The organism is Haliovirga abyssi (genome assembly GCF_030295325.1).
GTDB lineage: Bacteria > Fusobacteriota > Fusobacteriia > Fusobacteriales > Haliovirgaceae > Haliovirga > Haliovirga abyssi.
In genome coordinates this window covers 2,038,689-2,053,364 of record NZ_AP027059.1, presented here as the reverse complement: position 1 = coordinate 2,053,364, position 14,676 = coordinate 2,038,689, and the positions used below count along the sequence as shown (strand labels likewise).

Sequence of the window (14,676 nt, the reverse complement as noted above, 5' to 3'; positions counted from 1 at the left end):
GATAATATAGGCCTTTTATTTAAGTTTTAACAAGAAAAAATGAATTTTATAAAGGAGAGATTAAATGGGGGTTAAAGTAGAAGAAGAAGTTAAAAAATTTATTTTGCCAAATCAAGATAGAGTAGAGATTAAATTAGAAGATTATAAAGGGAAATGGATAGTGTTATATTTTTATCCAAAAGATAATACATCCGGTTGTACAACTGAAGCCTTAGAATTTACAAAATTAAAAAGAGAGTTTGACAATGAGTTAGCTGTAATAATAGGAGTAAGTAAAGATTCGCCAAGAAAACATAAAAATTTCATAAAAAAACATGAAATAGGAATAGAACTTTTAAGTGATGAAAATTTGGAAGTAATTAATGGATATGGATTATGGAAATTAAAAAAAATGTACGGAAGAGAGTATCATGGAACTGAGAGAACTACACTTTTGATAGATCCACATTTTAAAATTGTGTATAAATGGGAAAAAGTAAAACCAAAAGGACATGCAGAAAAAGTATTAGAAAAAATAAGAGAATTTAATAGATAATTTAAATAGAAGTAAAAAAGAACAAAAATTATTTTGTTCTTTTTTACTTCTATTTTTTACTTTTTATTTTTCCAACGGAATAAATATATAAAATCTTTAAAATTTTTAAAGTGTTCAGAATAAATAAACATAATTAAAGTATAAGTTAATCCAATAACAATAATAATACTCCAAGCATTAATAGAAATAAATGCATATAAATATATCCACAATGCCCAAAATACTCTATCAAAAATATTATAATCTGGCGAGTGTAATTTTATTAATTCGTAATTAATACCTTTTTTAGTTACATTAACTTTTAAATAATGATAAAAATAATGTTTTTTATCAGTTCCTGCTAGTTCTGCACCAGCCCCACCAGTGATAATAATATGGAGTGTTTCCACATTTACCTTTATAATAAGCATGAATATGTGAAGCAAAAATCATAGTTATATTATATTCACAACTGATAAAAGATGGAATATTAAAAAAATATTTTTTCTTTCAGATGAAACGGTATTTAATATACTTTTGTATGTATATTATGCTTCTGTTTTAATTAGCTTATATAAGATATTTTATTTGAAAATTAGTTTTACATATTTTATTAATCATTTTTCTATTTTAAATTTAATACCTTTAACAATTATTCAAAGGAATAAAAATTCATCAATAATTATAAATGATAAAGGAATATATTTACCTGAAATATTTATAAAAATGGAAGATATTAAAGAATATAATATAAAAAATAGTAAGTTAGAGATCAAATTATTAAATTCTCGAGAGAAATATTATGTTAATATATTGAGAAAAAATGAAAAAGAAGTAGAAAATATATTAAATGACTTTATTTGTAAAAAATAAAGTATATTTTAAAATAGTAGATAAAAAAAATGAATTAAAATAAAAATAAGGTATGTAGAAAATAGAATAGATGAAAATATGGTTAATATAAGAGTGGGAATCGGAGTATTTGCTCATAATACAGAAAGACATGGTTGTTAAATTTAAGTTGTAAAAAATTCAATAATCTGTGGCAAGTATATCTTTATATTTGTCACAGCTAAACAGTTTCTAAACTAAAAAAGGAGATAAATATGCTATGGATTAAAGGGAGATTTAATGTTTTTGATGCTATTAAATTTATTTTATTTATAAGTTTATTACAATTAATTATTTATTTTTTAATGACATTTTTATTTTTGATGAAGGCAGGAGTTGCATTAATAATTAGCCGAATTATTATCATATTATGGTTCAACCACAAAAAGGTATTTTTAACCTTTTTTCAAAAAATCAGTCTAATAGAATCAATGGTTTGAGCAACAGTAATTTTAGAAAAAATATTAAAATTATAGTTCTTGTGGTCTAACCATTATATGGATATAAATAAAAATATAGGATATTTAAATTTGCCGAACTTTGATAATGAAAATTTTAAAAAGAAATTATTAAAAATTTTAAAAGAAGTAAAAGGCAAAAAGAAATTAATTATAGATATTAGAAATAATAAGGGCGGTTTAACAGGTAACGCTATGTGGCTTTTGTCTTATTTAACAAATAAAAAAATTACTTTTGTATTCGAATATAATAATAAAAAATTGAAGAAATAAATTCTTTGAAAGGTAATGGATTTTTTAATGGGAAATTAATATTACTAATTAATGAGAACACATTTAGTGCTGCTAATTTATTTGCCGGAGTTATAAAAAAATATAAAATTGGAGAATTAATAGGAGAAAAAACGAAGGGTGGAATAGGAGTTCCGTTTGCTTTTGTTTTGAGAGATAATTCAATTGTTTTTATTCCTGTTGTTTCTATTTATATAGGAGAAGATAAAGAAAATTTTTCTAATGGAGTAGAATCAACTATTTATGAAAAAGATGAAGTTATAAATGGAAAGGATGAAATTTTAGGAAAAACTTTAAAGAAGTATATTAAAAAAATCCAATAAAATAAATAGTTGAATTATGAAATTAATAAAATATTTCATATCCTTTTTGTTTTTTATGGAATATGATTGGCAACTTTTTTTAGATATGGTATAATTGAAAGATGAGAAGATAAAAGAAAAATTAACCACTGGATGGACACGTGAAAAAGCAATTAATAAGAGAGAGTTAAAAAGGGGGTTGTCTAAATTGAAAAAAAATAAAAAGAGATTACCAATAGGAGATAGCAATTTTAAGTCAATAATAGAAGAAGATTATTATTATGTAGATAAAAGTATGTTAATAAAAGAGGTAATAGAGAGTGGAAGGGTTGTATTAATAACAAGACCGAGAAGATTTGGAAAAACATTAAATCAATATATGCTAAAATATTTTTTTGATATAGAGGAAAATAATGAACATCTATTTAAAAATTTAAAGATATATGAAGAAAAAGAGATAATAGATAAATATATGAATAGATACCCAGTTATATTTATGAGTTTAAAAAGTTTAGATGCATTAAATTTAGATGATATGTTAGCTATGTTTAAAGAAGTAATAGCTAAATTATATAGAGAATATGAGGATTATATATTAAATTCAAATATATTAAAAGAAGAAGAAAAACTAATATATAAAAATATATTAAGAAAAGAAGCAAAAATAGATGAATATAAATATAGCTTAAAAGATTTATTAAGATATGTAAGTAATTATTATGGGGAAAAAGTAATGCTGATAATAGATGAATATGATGCACCAATATTATCAGCATATAGAAATGGATATTATAGAGAGTTTATGGATATATTTAAAATATTTTTAAGTGAAGGGTTAAAAGATAATATATATTTAGAAAAAAGTGTATTAACAGGAATACTTCGAGTAGCAAAAGAGAGTATATTTAGTGGATTAAATAATTTAAAAGTCTCAACAATATTAACTAATCTATTTAACGATAAATTTGGATTATTAGAAGGAGAAGTAAGAGAGTTATTAGAGTATTATGAATTGGATTATGAAGAGGAAGAAGTAATAAAATGGTATGATGGATATAACTTTGGAGGAATGGAGATATATAATCCATTTTCAATAATAAATTTAGCAGATGAAAATGGGGAGATAAAACCGTATTGGGTAAATACAAGTAGTAATTATCTAATAAAAGAGTTAATAAGAAAAGGAAGTGCAACTGTAAAAGAGAAAATAGAGATATTAATATCTGGAGGAACAATTTGGAGTAGAATAGAGGAAGATTTGGTATATGATGACTTAAATCAAGGTAGAGAGAGTAGTATATGGACACTATTTCTATTTAGTGGATATTTAAAAAGCATAAATAAGAAAGAGGAAAATGATGAGGAGTATTATGAATTAGCAATTCCAAATAGAGAAACAATAAGATTTTATAAAAGAGTTGTACTGAATTTATTGGAAGAGAAGGAGATAAAATTAGAAAATATATTTAATATATTGTTGTTGGGGAAAATAAAGACATTTAAAAATGAATTTAAAAATATAGTAATGGATAGTATAAGTTATTTTGATGTTACAAGCAAAGAACCAGAAAGATTTTATCATGGATTAGTATTGGGAATGATAGTTGATTTAAGAAGTAAGTATATAGTGAAAAGTAATAGAGAGAGTGGATTAGGAAGAGCTGATGTATTGTTAATACCAAGAAATAAAAATGAAAAAGGGATAATAATAGAATTTAAAAAATTGTCATTAGATGATGACAAAAACTTATTAGAGAGTGCTATATCAGGCTTAAAACAGATAGAAGATAAGAAATATGAAGAAGAGATAAAAAGTTATGGAGTAAAAGATGTAATAAAAGTAGGGATAGCATTTCAAGGAAAAGATGTAGAGATAGCAAGTAGTTACGATAATATAGAGGAGTTAAGAAGCGAGTACAGGAAATTAGAAGAGTCAAAAAAAGATAAAAATAGATTAAGTGAAAATGAAAAGATAGCGTTAAATTTATTAAATAGTGGAGTTGATACAGAGATTGTGGCAAAATCAACTGGAATTGCAATTGAAAGAGTTATGGAGTTGAGAAGAGGAGATAATGATTAAAACTTAGAGAGAAAAATAAATAGAAAAAATTAGAAAAAATAATATAGGAGCTATTAGACAGGTTTATATGCCTGTCTTTTGTTATGTAAAGTTTCCAGAAGATAGAATAATAATAAATTTGGATATGTTTTAAATAAATGACAAAATTAAAATATTTTAATTTTAAATAAAAATAAATTTGTGTTATAATAATATTAGTCAATTGATACTATAAGAACACAATGCATATAAATATAGAATGTTTATATATTTTATAGAAGTAAAAAACTAAAAAATAAGGAGGTAAAATAATTGAACCTGAAAAAAGTTGCAAATCAGAAAATCAAATCAAATCAAATCAAATCAAATCAAATCAAATCAAATCAAATCAAATCAAATCAAATCAAATCAAATCAAATCAAATCAAATCAAGATGTCTTATACAAAATAGGGGTGAAAATCTATGAAAATATTAATAATAGAAGATAGTAAACTTGTAAGTTTATTAATTAAAGAGATGTTAATAAATGAAGGGTATAAAATAATAACAGCAAAAACAGGATTAGAAGGATTAGAAAGAATAAAAGAGGATAAACCTAATTTGATATTACTTGATAAAGGATTGCCTGATATAGATGGGCTAGATATTTGTAAAGAAATATATAATAAACTAGATAAATATGGAAATATACCAATAATAATAATTAGTGGAATGAGCGGAGAAGAGATAGAAGAAGAGAGTTTAATGTCAGGAGCAATAGATTTTATAGAAAAGCCAATTGATATGAAAAAATTGAAATTAAAGATAAGAAATATAAAAAGTTTGATGATTAATTTTAAAAATAAAATTAAAATAGAAAATAATTTTATTGAATACTATAGTTTAAAGATAAATCAGAGTAGTAGAGAAATTTATTATGAAAATAAAAATGTGAATTTAGAAAGAAAAGAATATGAATTATTAGTTTATCTAACTAAAAATAGAGATAAAATAAAATTTAGAGAAGAATTAATGAATGAAATTTGGGGCAGTGATTATATAAAAGGAACTGATAGAGTAATTGATACATGTATTTGTAAATTACGGAATAAAATACCAATTTTAAAAAATAACTTAAAAACATTAAGAGGAGTTGGTTATGTATTAAAAAGTAAAAATTAACACAAAGTTAACATTTTCTTAATAAAACAGAAACAATTATCTGCTATAATATATTTACACGTGTAAAAGTACTAATAGAAATTACCAAAGTAAAGGTAGTGTCAAAAGTTTATGAAAACTATGAGAAAAACTAAAAAAATAAAAAGCAGAAAAAGAAGAAGAAATTTATGCTAAAATCATGAAAAAACCCTAAGATTTTTTATAGAATTAAATTGAAAATATTAGAAAGAAATAAAAAACAAAAAGCAGAAAAATCCATCACTTTTGAGAAAAAAGTAATGGTAAGGCAGAAGTAAAATTATAAAAATTATGCTATATGTTTTTCAGGAATAAAATATTGAGATAACTCAATAAGTTTACCCCAACGAGCAGGCATGTTGGGTAAATCAGTAAGTTCAGGAATAACAACAGGTACGTTATTTTCCAAAGAAGAATGAGGCCGAAGGAAATTAAAATACGCTGTAAATAAAGTAACAGAAGTAAAAGCGCCAGAATGAGAATTGTAACCGTTAGTATAATGATAATTTTCTTTAAAGGTTCTGTTCAGTCTTTCAATAATTTGTTTAAGAGGCCTAAATTTTTTAGAAACTTTATCTTTATTAGTTAAACCGATGACTTGTTCAACGTTAAAATTAATGTCGTGTTGAGCAAAGAATTGTTGTGCTAGCAAGTATATGGGGTTGCCATCAACAATGACTTGGAAGTCTTCAGGGAGCTCCCTATACTTGCTAATAACATCAATAAGAGCTTTGCAAGCAGATTTAGTATCTCTTGAAGAAGAAGTATAATGAGATAAAATAATTTTTTTCTTAGTATCAAAGAAAAAGAAAATATATTTCCATTTACCAAGGACTTTAGTGTAAGTTTCATCACCACAAATGGAGTCAGAAAGTTTATAGGGATAATTGTCAATAATAGGTTTAACATTGGTGGCGACAGCTTTAGCATAATTTAAAATAGATTGATAAGAAATATTGATGCCGTGAATTTCTTTTAATAAATTGGCAGTTTTTCTTGCAGAGATACCAAAATTAATATTGTAAGAAAGAATAAGCCCTAATGTATAAGGAGAAACTTGTATCTTAGATAAATCACTTGGAATAGGAACGAGAGAATCTTTATCAAGAGAATTAAAATCAAATGTAAATTCTCTATAAATATAATGAAGTTTAAATTTACTAGGATCATTTTTATAAATTTTTCTTTCGTCAGCATCCATTTTTTGTAGATTTTTCAAATAAAAAGAGCATTTTTTATTTGTACATTTGTGGACGAAGAAATCTTTACGCTCCTTAATTTTTTCAAGAGTTTTGCCACAATGAGGACATTTAAAAACAACAAATTTTGCAAAGTGATTTTTTTCATGGAAATTGGTATTGCATATTTTACATTTAAATTGACCTTTATGTCCGTTGTTATCATAAATATATATATGAGGAGCACCACAAATGGGGCAAATCAAGCTTTTGGGAACGGAGCTTTCTTTTCTGCGTTTAATGGGTTTTAAAGGCTTATTGTGTTTAAGTTGGTATTGTTCAAGAAGTATTTTATAGTCAAATTTAACAATTTTTTTAAAAATAGGCATTTTATCAACAATGAGTCTATGGTATTTTTTATCGATGGGTTTATCATCAGATTTAGAATTAAGAAACTCGAATTTTTTACCTAGAGCAAAGATCATTAAAGCAATAATTAATTTTTGTTGAATGGCAATAATTTTCAGCAAAGTGTACACATATTTTGGCATAAGAATCTCCTCCTAATTTGGTGTATTTTGTTACTGGTTATAATAAAATATTACCTTATTTTGGGGGAGGAGTCAAATATAACGCGCAAAGATAATAAATATAAAGGATAGTGACTTAAAAAGGAAACTTTATTTGACACTACCAAAGTAAAAAAAAGGAAGTGAGATTATGAAAAAAGTTTGTATATATCCATTTAATAAAGTAACACATGGTTTGGTTAGATTCAAAGAAATGCTTGATTTTGAAATAACCTCTATAATTGATTTTAATTTTGATATAGGTAAAGATGCAGGAGAGATGGTTAATGGTAAGAAAATTGGTGTAAAAATAACAGATAATGTAGAAAAAGCTTTAGAAACAGTAGATACTTTAATATTGAATGATCCTGGAATTCCTATGAAAAATTTTGAAGAATTTTATGAAAGTAAAAATCTAAGGGAAAAATGGCTCGATTTAATAAAGGTTGCTAATTTAAAAAATATAAAAATTATTAGTACATTTTTAGGTGTTGACATATTGAAGTTATCAAATATGGGAATAGATATAGATATTGATTGTTTAGAACGAAAAAAGATTAATCAATTTGTCACAAAAGTTTTAGGATATAAAAAAAAATCAAATAATAAAAAAATACAAAAAATAGGGATATTTGGGACAAAAAGTTGTATTGGAAAATTTACAGCACAAATGAATTTGTATAAAGAGTTAAGTGAAAGTGAAAAAGTAGATATAATATTAACGGAACCAACAGGGCGTTATTTTAAAAAACCACAAATTGCAAATATGAAAATAGGTTATAAGGAAACAGAAGAATATTTAAAAGCGTTAATAAAAGAATATGAATATAAAGGAATAGAATATTTAATATTTGCAGATCAAGGTGGAGTAGGAAATACAGATAATTTAGAATGGAGTTTAAGTAAAATTACTTTATTAAAAGGATTAATGCCAGATAAATATATTTTAGTAGCAGGATATGATGATGATATGGAGATAAGAAAGGCAATAGATTTAATAAAAATTTATACTGATTTAGAAAAGCCATTTGCGATATTATTACCTGATAAAATAGAAAAAAGTTATGGGAAATATGAAAAAATCAATGAAAAACAAATTGATATGAGAAAAAAACAATTAAAAGATAAATTTGAAGTTGAAAATGTAGAATTAATAAAAGAAATGTATAAAATAAAAAACAAGTTGTTAAAAAATAAATTTTATAATGAAGCTATGAGAGGGAAAAAAATAAAAAAAGCAGTTTTATATCCTTATAATAAAATAGCAAGAGGAATTTTAAGAGCTTCAGAAGAATTAAATTTATGGTATGAAATTACAGGAGTTATAGATTTTGATGATAAAATAATAGGGCAAGATGCTAAAAAAATACTAAATTTAGGAGAAGGATTAATTGTTACAGATAATGTAGAAAAAGCTATTTGTGGAGCAGATACAGTGATATTTACGGATTCAAATGGAATAGATACAAAATTTAAATATAAACATGAGCAATTAAAAACAAAAGAAAAATTTTCTAAAGTTATGGATATTTCTTTGAAAAATAAAAAAAATATATATGTAATTGATTCAGATATAAAACCATATATAAGTAAAAGTGGAGAGGAATATTTAGAAGAAAATAATATTTTTGCAGTTTATCCTGAAGCTGATATTACTGGATATAATGAAGTGATTGAAGAAAAAGAATGGGAATATAAGATAAAAACTCCTGTAATAGGAATTTTTGGAACAAGCCCTCATCAGGGAAAACTAACTACTCAACTATTTATAAAAAAAGTATTAATGGAAAAAGGATTAAAAATAGGTCATATTGGAACTGAACCCTCTTCTTATCTTTTGGGATGTGAAGAGATGTGGACAAATCTTCCTAAAGGAATAAATTCTGAGTTGGGATTATATAGATATCTTTTAAAAAAGACAGATAAAAAAGGATATGATTGTTTAATTGTAGGGGGACAATCAGGAATTACTCCGTTTAAGCTTAATGTAAATTCTAACTCTTTGACCTTACCTTCAATAGTATGTTTATTTGTTGCAAATCCGGATATATATATATTAGTAGTAAATCATATAGATCCTATTGAGCATATAAAAAATTCAATTAATACCTTAGAAGCATTAGGAAAAAAGAAAGTAATTGCTTTAGTTTTGCCAGATATAAAAGCAGTATCTAAAGACCAATGGCAAGAGACTATTTATGAAAAAGTTACATTATTGGAAATGGAAGAAAAAAAGAAAGAGTTATTTAATAAATTTATGTTGCCAGTTATAGATATTAATAATAGTGAGGACATAAAAATATTAGGTGATATTATTTTAAATAAATTATTTATTTAATTATGAAAAAGGCGTTAATACATGTAATAAATAAAAAATAAATATACAATTTGTTTATTAAATTTTAAAGGGTGATTGAGATGAAAAAAATAGCACTAATAGACAGTGGATTATACAAAAAAACAAAATTGAACATCTATAAAAATATAAGAATTTTTTTTGATACACAATATGGAGTTCATGTTGATGATAAAAAGACAGAGGATGAACATGGTCATGCGACAATAATTATGAAAATTCTAGAAAAGTATTTAAAAGATGAAAAAGTTTTAAACATAAAAATATTAAATAAAAATTTAGCAACTCACTCTAAATTATTACTAAAGGCATTAGAGATTGCTATTGATGAGAAAGTTGATATTATTAATTTAAGCTTGGGGACAATTAGCAAAGAGTATAAAAATGAGATTTATAAAAAAATACTCAAAGCAAGAGAAAAAAAAATAATAATTATAGCTTCTCATCATAATGAAGGTGAAGTAGCTTATCCTGCTTGTTTTAAAGAAGTAATAGGAATTAAAATAAAACAAGGGAATTTATTTGAAGAAAAACTTGAATTTGATTTTAATAATAATGATATTATTTTAGGTGGGACACAAAGATTGAGGTGGATAGATGGAAATGAATATAATATGCATTCATCAAGTTTTTCAACTCCTCATATAACAGGAATTATTTTAAAATTGATAAATGAAAATAAAAAACTAACATTAAAAGAAATATTAAATTTTATTAATAAAAATAGGTTGAATTTAATAAAATGATTTGATTAGAATTAAATTTTGGTCAGGGTATAAAAAATAGGAGGGAATTAATGAAAGATAAAATAAAAGAATTAGAAGAATTAGAAGTAAATGGATATGTAGATGTATATGGATATGAAGATGGTGGTAGTGGCAGTTTTGTGTGCAGTTGTCATTATCCATATGAGCCTTGTTTTATACATGAGTAAAATTACAAATAAAATAGTTTAATGAATATTGATATTCCTTAAACTTAAAAAGGTAGTCTTATAAAATTATTTAAATATTTTTTTATGGTTCAAATAAACAAATAACAAATAAGTATATCTTGACCTTATTATTAATTGTTAGATTTATATTTTTAGTACACAAATTGACAATAAAAAGACAGAAGATGAACATGGCCATGCGACAATAATTATGAAAATTCTAGAAAAGTATTTAAAAGATGAAAAAGTTTTAAGCATAAAAATATTAAATTTTATTAATAAAAAGAGGTTAAATTTAATAAAATAATTTGATTAGAATTAAATTTTGGTCAGGGTATAAAAAATAGGAGGGAATTAATGAAAGATAAAATAAAAGAATTAGAATTAGAAGAATTAGAAGTAAATGGATATGTAGATGTATATGGATACGAAGATGGTGGCGGTAGTAGTAGTGGCGGGTGCCATCATATATGTAATAGTCATGATTGCTCTCATGCATCTACATGTACTCATTGTACTATACATATACATTGGTAAAATTATAAATAAAATAATTTAATAAATATTATATTTCTTAAACTTAAAAAGACAGTTTTATAAAATTATTTAAAGGTTATTTATAGCTTCAGCAAACAATAAACAACAAACAAATATACCCTGACCTTATTATTAATTGTTAAATTTATATAAGGAGCATATAAATAATCATAGTAGTAAAGTTTTTAAGTGACATGAAAAAAGTAATAAAATAAATAAGAAAATTTATAATGATATTTCTATTAATATTTTATGATATTTTTACTGAATCTAAATGGATATAGTTATGAGCAAAAAATAGATATTATTAAATTGATAAGGAGAGAAGAATGGAAAAATTACAATATAAAGAAAGTAGATATAATTATAAAATAAAATTAGACAATGAGAGATTAGCGGTGTATAATTGTAAAACAAGAGCAATATTTATACCTAAAGAAAACCAAGAAGATATAATTATAAAATTATTAAAAAAACCCAATAATATTAAATTAGAAGAAGAAAAAATAAAAGATGTTTTAATTAAATATGGATATCTTATTGAAAATAATAGGGATGAAATATTAGAAGTTTCAAGAAAATTTGATTATGGCAATAGTTTAAATTTAGTTTTATTTCCAACAGAAGAGTGTAATTTTAGATGCCCTTATTGCTTTATTTATAAATATAAAAATGTAACTATGAAGGAAGAAGTATATAGAAGTATATATAATTTTATAGAAAATAAATTAAAAGCTTCAAATAGAGATAAAAATTTTTATGTGAATATACATTGGTTTGGTGGAGAACCAATGCTAGAATATAAAAATATTTTAAATTTTATGGAGAAAATAAAAAAATTAGAAGAAAAGTATTCACATTTAAAATTAACATCAAATATGACTACTAACGGATATCTTTTAACATATGATAAGTTTGAAAAATTAGTAAATAAAGGGATAAAAAAATTTCAAATAACATTTGATGGAGATAAAGAATCTCATGACAAGCTTCGTAATTTGAGAAATGGAGAAGGTACATTTGATAAAATTTATGAAAACTTATTATTAATAAGTAAAAAAGTGGAAAAAGAATTTAATATAGATATTAGAGTAAACTTTTTGAAAAAAAATTTAAAAAGTTCTAAAGTTTTAATAGAGAAATTTGAAAAAGAATTTATGGATGATATGAGATTTTTTATCTATTTTGCTCCTGTTTATGAAGTAGAAACAAAAAGAAGTTCAAATGAAAGAATTAAAGAAGAAATTTATGGAACTAAAGAGGCAATGAAGATAAAGCATAAAATAAATAACGAAATATACTATAAAAGAATGAGATACAGAATAGAAAAAAATAATTTTAAAAAAGAAGAAATAAAATATATAATTTCTAATTTATTACCAATGCCTAAAAATGTTGGATGTTATGCATATAAAGAAAACTCTTATGTTATTTCTTCAGAAGGACTTGTTTATCCTTGTGAGAGTTCAGTAGGGCAAGAAGAAAATAATATAGGATATATTACAGAAGATGGAGAAATGAATATAACAAATAAAAAAAGGGAAAAGGAATGGCGACAACTTGTTGTTAAAAATAAAGAACAATTGGAATGTTTAGATTGTAAAGAATTACCAATTTGTCATGGAGGATGCAAAAAGAAAATATTAGATAAAAAAATATCTTGTGAAATTGATGGCGAAAGTGTAAAAGATGCTGTAACAAAATATTCAAAACTGTATTTTGAATATTTATAGTTAGTAAATAAAATATATAAATGTAAATTAATAGATAAAAGAATTTATACTTTGATTTCTAGTATTTCAAAAATCTTTTATATAATGAGAAATGGCTATAAAAATAATATTTAGATTTTAGTTTGAAATATTTAATTATAAAGAAGAAAAAAATTAGGAGGAGTATAATATGAAAAAAATAGTTTTTATATTTTTAGCAATGTTTTATTTTAGTAATTTGATTAATGCAGCGATAAGTAAGGAGATGTTTTTAAAAGAAGTAAAAGATGTAGTGAAAAAAGGAGAAGATATTCATGTAAATTTTTATGCTCGTGTAAAAAAAGAAGAATTGAATAACTATATAGAAAAAAAATTCAAAAAATTTAATGATACTATTTCTGAGAGAGAAGCAGTTGCATTTTTAGCTTCTTTGATGGCTAAAATTAAAGATGGGCATACTGGAGTTTTAATAGAAACAGAAAATTTTTTAAAGAGAGACATTAAAATATTACCTTTTAAATTTTATATAATTGGAAATAAAGTATATTTGATAAAAGATTATAATAATAAAATAACAAAAGGTTCTCTAATTTTAAAAATAAATAATAATCCTGTTGATAGAATTATAAAAAATATATCTGAGCATATATCTTATGATACAATTGGTTGGAAAAAATGTATATTAAATGATGAGTTTTTTATGCATTATTATTTATTATATAATCCTACAAAACAGTATGAAATCGTTTATAGAGATAAAAAAGATAATCTTATAAAGAAAAAAATTATAAATGGAATTAGTCTAAAAGAGTATAAAAAAAGATTTATAAAAGAAGAGAAGAAATATAGTTTTAAACAAATTTCGTCAAAAGTAGCAATTATGAGAATAAAAGAATTTGATTATGATCAAGAGTATTTGTCTTTTTTAGAGAAATCATTTTCTGAATTAAAAAAGAAAAGGATAAATAATTTAATAATAGATATTAGAAATAATGGCGGTGGAAATAGTAATTGCGGTGAATTGTTAGGCAGATATATTACAAAGAAAAAAATAAGAGTATTTTCTTATATTCAAGTAAAGGTTTGTAAAGCACTAAAAAAAGATCAAAATAAATATGGTATTTATAAGAATAGTTACAACTGGAATGAAATAACTGATAAACAAAATGGAAAAATTTTAAAAAGTAATGTAAAAGAAGTATATGGTATGAACAGATATAGTGGGAATGTATTTGTTCTTGCAAATGGAGGAAGTTTTTCAAGTGCGAGTTCATTTTTAGGAATGGTCCAAGCTTATAAATTAGGAACAATTATAGGAGAAGAAAGTGGAACTAGATATAGTGATTACGGAAATGCAATTTTTTTTAGAACGAAGTATACTAAAACTAAAATATATATTTCAAATAAATATTTAAGTGATCCAAGTGAAAAGAAGATAAAAAGAGGAGTTATTCCAGATATTATAGTGAGACCTAAAATTGATGATATAATAAATGGTGTAGATACTCAATTAACATATATATTAAAAAATTTAATAGATTAAGTAACGTTTAAAAAATAATTTTCTCATATTTTGTTATAAAAATGGTTGAAACGTTGCATACGTTGGGCGTAGTTTTTTATGTGGTTTTCATAAAAGAACCTTGAGCCTTTTATAACAAAATGGGAATATTATTTTTAAGCCATTCATAAGTT

The 14,676-nt window shown here is 23.6% G+C and carries 14 protein-coding genes; 12 read left to right on the top strand and 2 right to left on the bottom strand.

Annotated features, from left to right (window positions below; translation table 11 throughout):
• The first annotated feature begins 64 nt into the window (after positions 1 to 64).
• Positions 65 to 535, top strand: a complete 471-nt coding sequence (locus RDY08_RS09055) for a peroxiredoxin (RefSeq protein ID WP_307904058.1) — start codon at positions 65 to 67, stop codon at positions 533 to 535.
• Positions 536 to 591: 56 nt separating this feature from the next.
• On the opposite strand, the gene RDY08_RS09050 is transcribed toward RDY08_RS09055, so the two are convergent.
• On the bottom strand, positions 592 to 924 hold the full coding sequence (locus RDY08_RS09050; RefSeq protein WP_307904056.1) for a hypothetical protein: 333 nt from the start codon (positions 922 to 924) through the stop codon (positions 592 to 594).
• A gap of 178 nt (positions 925 to 1,102) precedes the next feature.
• Between RDY08_RS09050 and RDY08_RS09045 the strand changes: the two genes are divergently transcribed.
• From RDY08_RS09045 to RDY08_RS09025, 5 genes are all read left to right on the top strand, one after another.
• A complete protein-coding gene (locus RDY08_RS09045) occupies positions 1,103 to 1,387 on the top strand; it encodes a DUF5673 domain-containing protein (protein WP_307904055.1) in 285 nt (94 codons plus the stop codon).
• 515 nt (positions 1,388 to 1,902) lie between these two features.
• Entirely contained in the window at positions 1,903 to 2,136 is a 234-nt protein-coding gene (locus tag RDY08_RS09040; RefSeq protein WP_307904053.1) for a S41 family peptidase, read from the top strand.
• A gap of 5 nt (positions 2,137 to 2,141) precedes the next feature.
• Entirely contained in the window at positions 2,142 to 2,477 is a 336-nt protein-coding gene (locus RDY08_RS09035; RefSeq protein WP_307904051.1) for a S41 family peptidase, read from the top strand.
• Positions 2,478 to 2,664: 187 nt separating this feature from the next.
• Positions 2,665 to 4,536, top strand: coding sequence for an AAA family ATPase (locus RDY08_RS09030; RefSeq protein WP_307904050.1), 1,872 nt, complete (start codon positions 2,665 to 2,667; stop codon positions 4,534 to 4,536).
• A gap of 442 nt (positions 4,537 to 4,978) precedes the next feature.
• Complete coding sequence (locus RDY08_RS09025) at positions 4,979 to 5,677, top strand: response regulator transcription factor (RefSeq protein ID WP_307904049.1); 699 nt, start codon at positions 4,979 to 4,981, stop codon at positions 5,675 to 5,677.
• A gap of 307 nt (positions 5,678 to 5,984) precedes the next feature.
• Here the strand turns inward: RDY08_RS09025 and RDY08_RS09020 are convergent, their stop codons facing one another.
• Entirely contained in the window at positions 5,985 to 7,424 is a 1,440-nt protein-coding gene (locus tag RDY08_RS09020) for a DDE-type integrase/transposase/recombinase (RefSeq protein WP_307904024.1), read from the bottom strand.
• A gap of 169 nt (positions 7,425 to 7,593) precedes the next feature.
• On the opposite strand from RDY08_RS09020, the gene RDY08_RS09015 reads away from it, so the two are divergent.
• The 6 genes from RDY08_RS09015 (at position 7,594) to RDY08_RS08990 (ending at position 14,524) form a co-directional block, all read left to right on the top strand.
• Positions 7,594 to 9,780: a DUF1611 domain-containing protein gene (locus tag RDY08_RS09015; protein WP_307904048.1), complete on the top strand. Its 2,187-nt coding sequence runs from the start codon at positions 7,594 to 7,596 to the stop codon at positions 9,778 to 9,780.
• A gap of 80 nt (positions 9,781 to 9,860) precedes the next feature.
• Positions 9,861 to 10,544 (top strand): S8 family serine peptidase, encoded by a 684-nt coding sequence (locus RDY08_RS09010; protein ID WP_307904046.1) that lies wholly within the window; start codon positions 9,861 to 9,863, stop codon positions 10,542 to 10,544.
• 50 nt (positions 10,545 to 10,594) lie between these two features.
• Positions 10,595 to 10,732 (top strand): hypothetical protein, encoded by a 138-nt coding sequence (locus RDY08_RS09005; RefSeq protein WP_307904045.1) that lies wholly within the window; start codon positions 10,595 to 10,597, stop codon positions 10,730 to 10,732.
• A gap of 357 nt (positions 10,733 to 11,089) precedes the next feature.
• Positions 11,090 to 11,269 (top strand): hypothetical protein, encoded by a 180-nt coding sequence (locus RDY08_RS09000; protein ID WP_307904044.1) that lies wholly within the window; start codon positions 11,090 to 11,092, stop codon positions 11,267 to 11,269.
• A 329-nt stretch (positions 11,270 to 11,598) separates the two neighbouring features.
• Positions 11,599 to 13,002: a radical SAM/SPASM domain-containing protein gene (locus RDY08_RS08995; RefSeq protein WP_307904043.1), complete on the top strand. Its 1,404-nt coding sequence runs from the start codon at positions 11,599 to 11,601 to the stop codon at positions 13,000 to 13,002.
• Between the two features lie 169 nt (positions 13,003 to 13,171).
• Complete coding sequence (locus RDY08_RS08990) at positions 13,172 to 14,524, top strand: S41 family peptidase (protein WP_307904041.1); 1,353 nt, start codon at positions 13,172 to 13,174, stop codon at positions 14,522 to 14,524.
• The last annotated feature ends 152 nt before the right edge of the window (positions 14,525 to 14,676 follow it).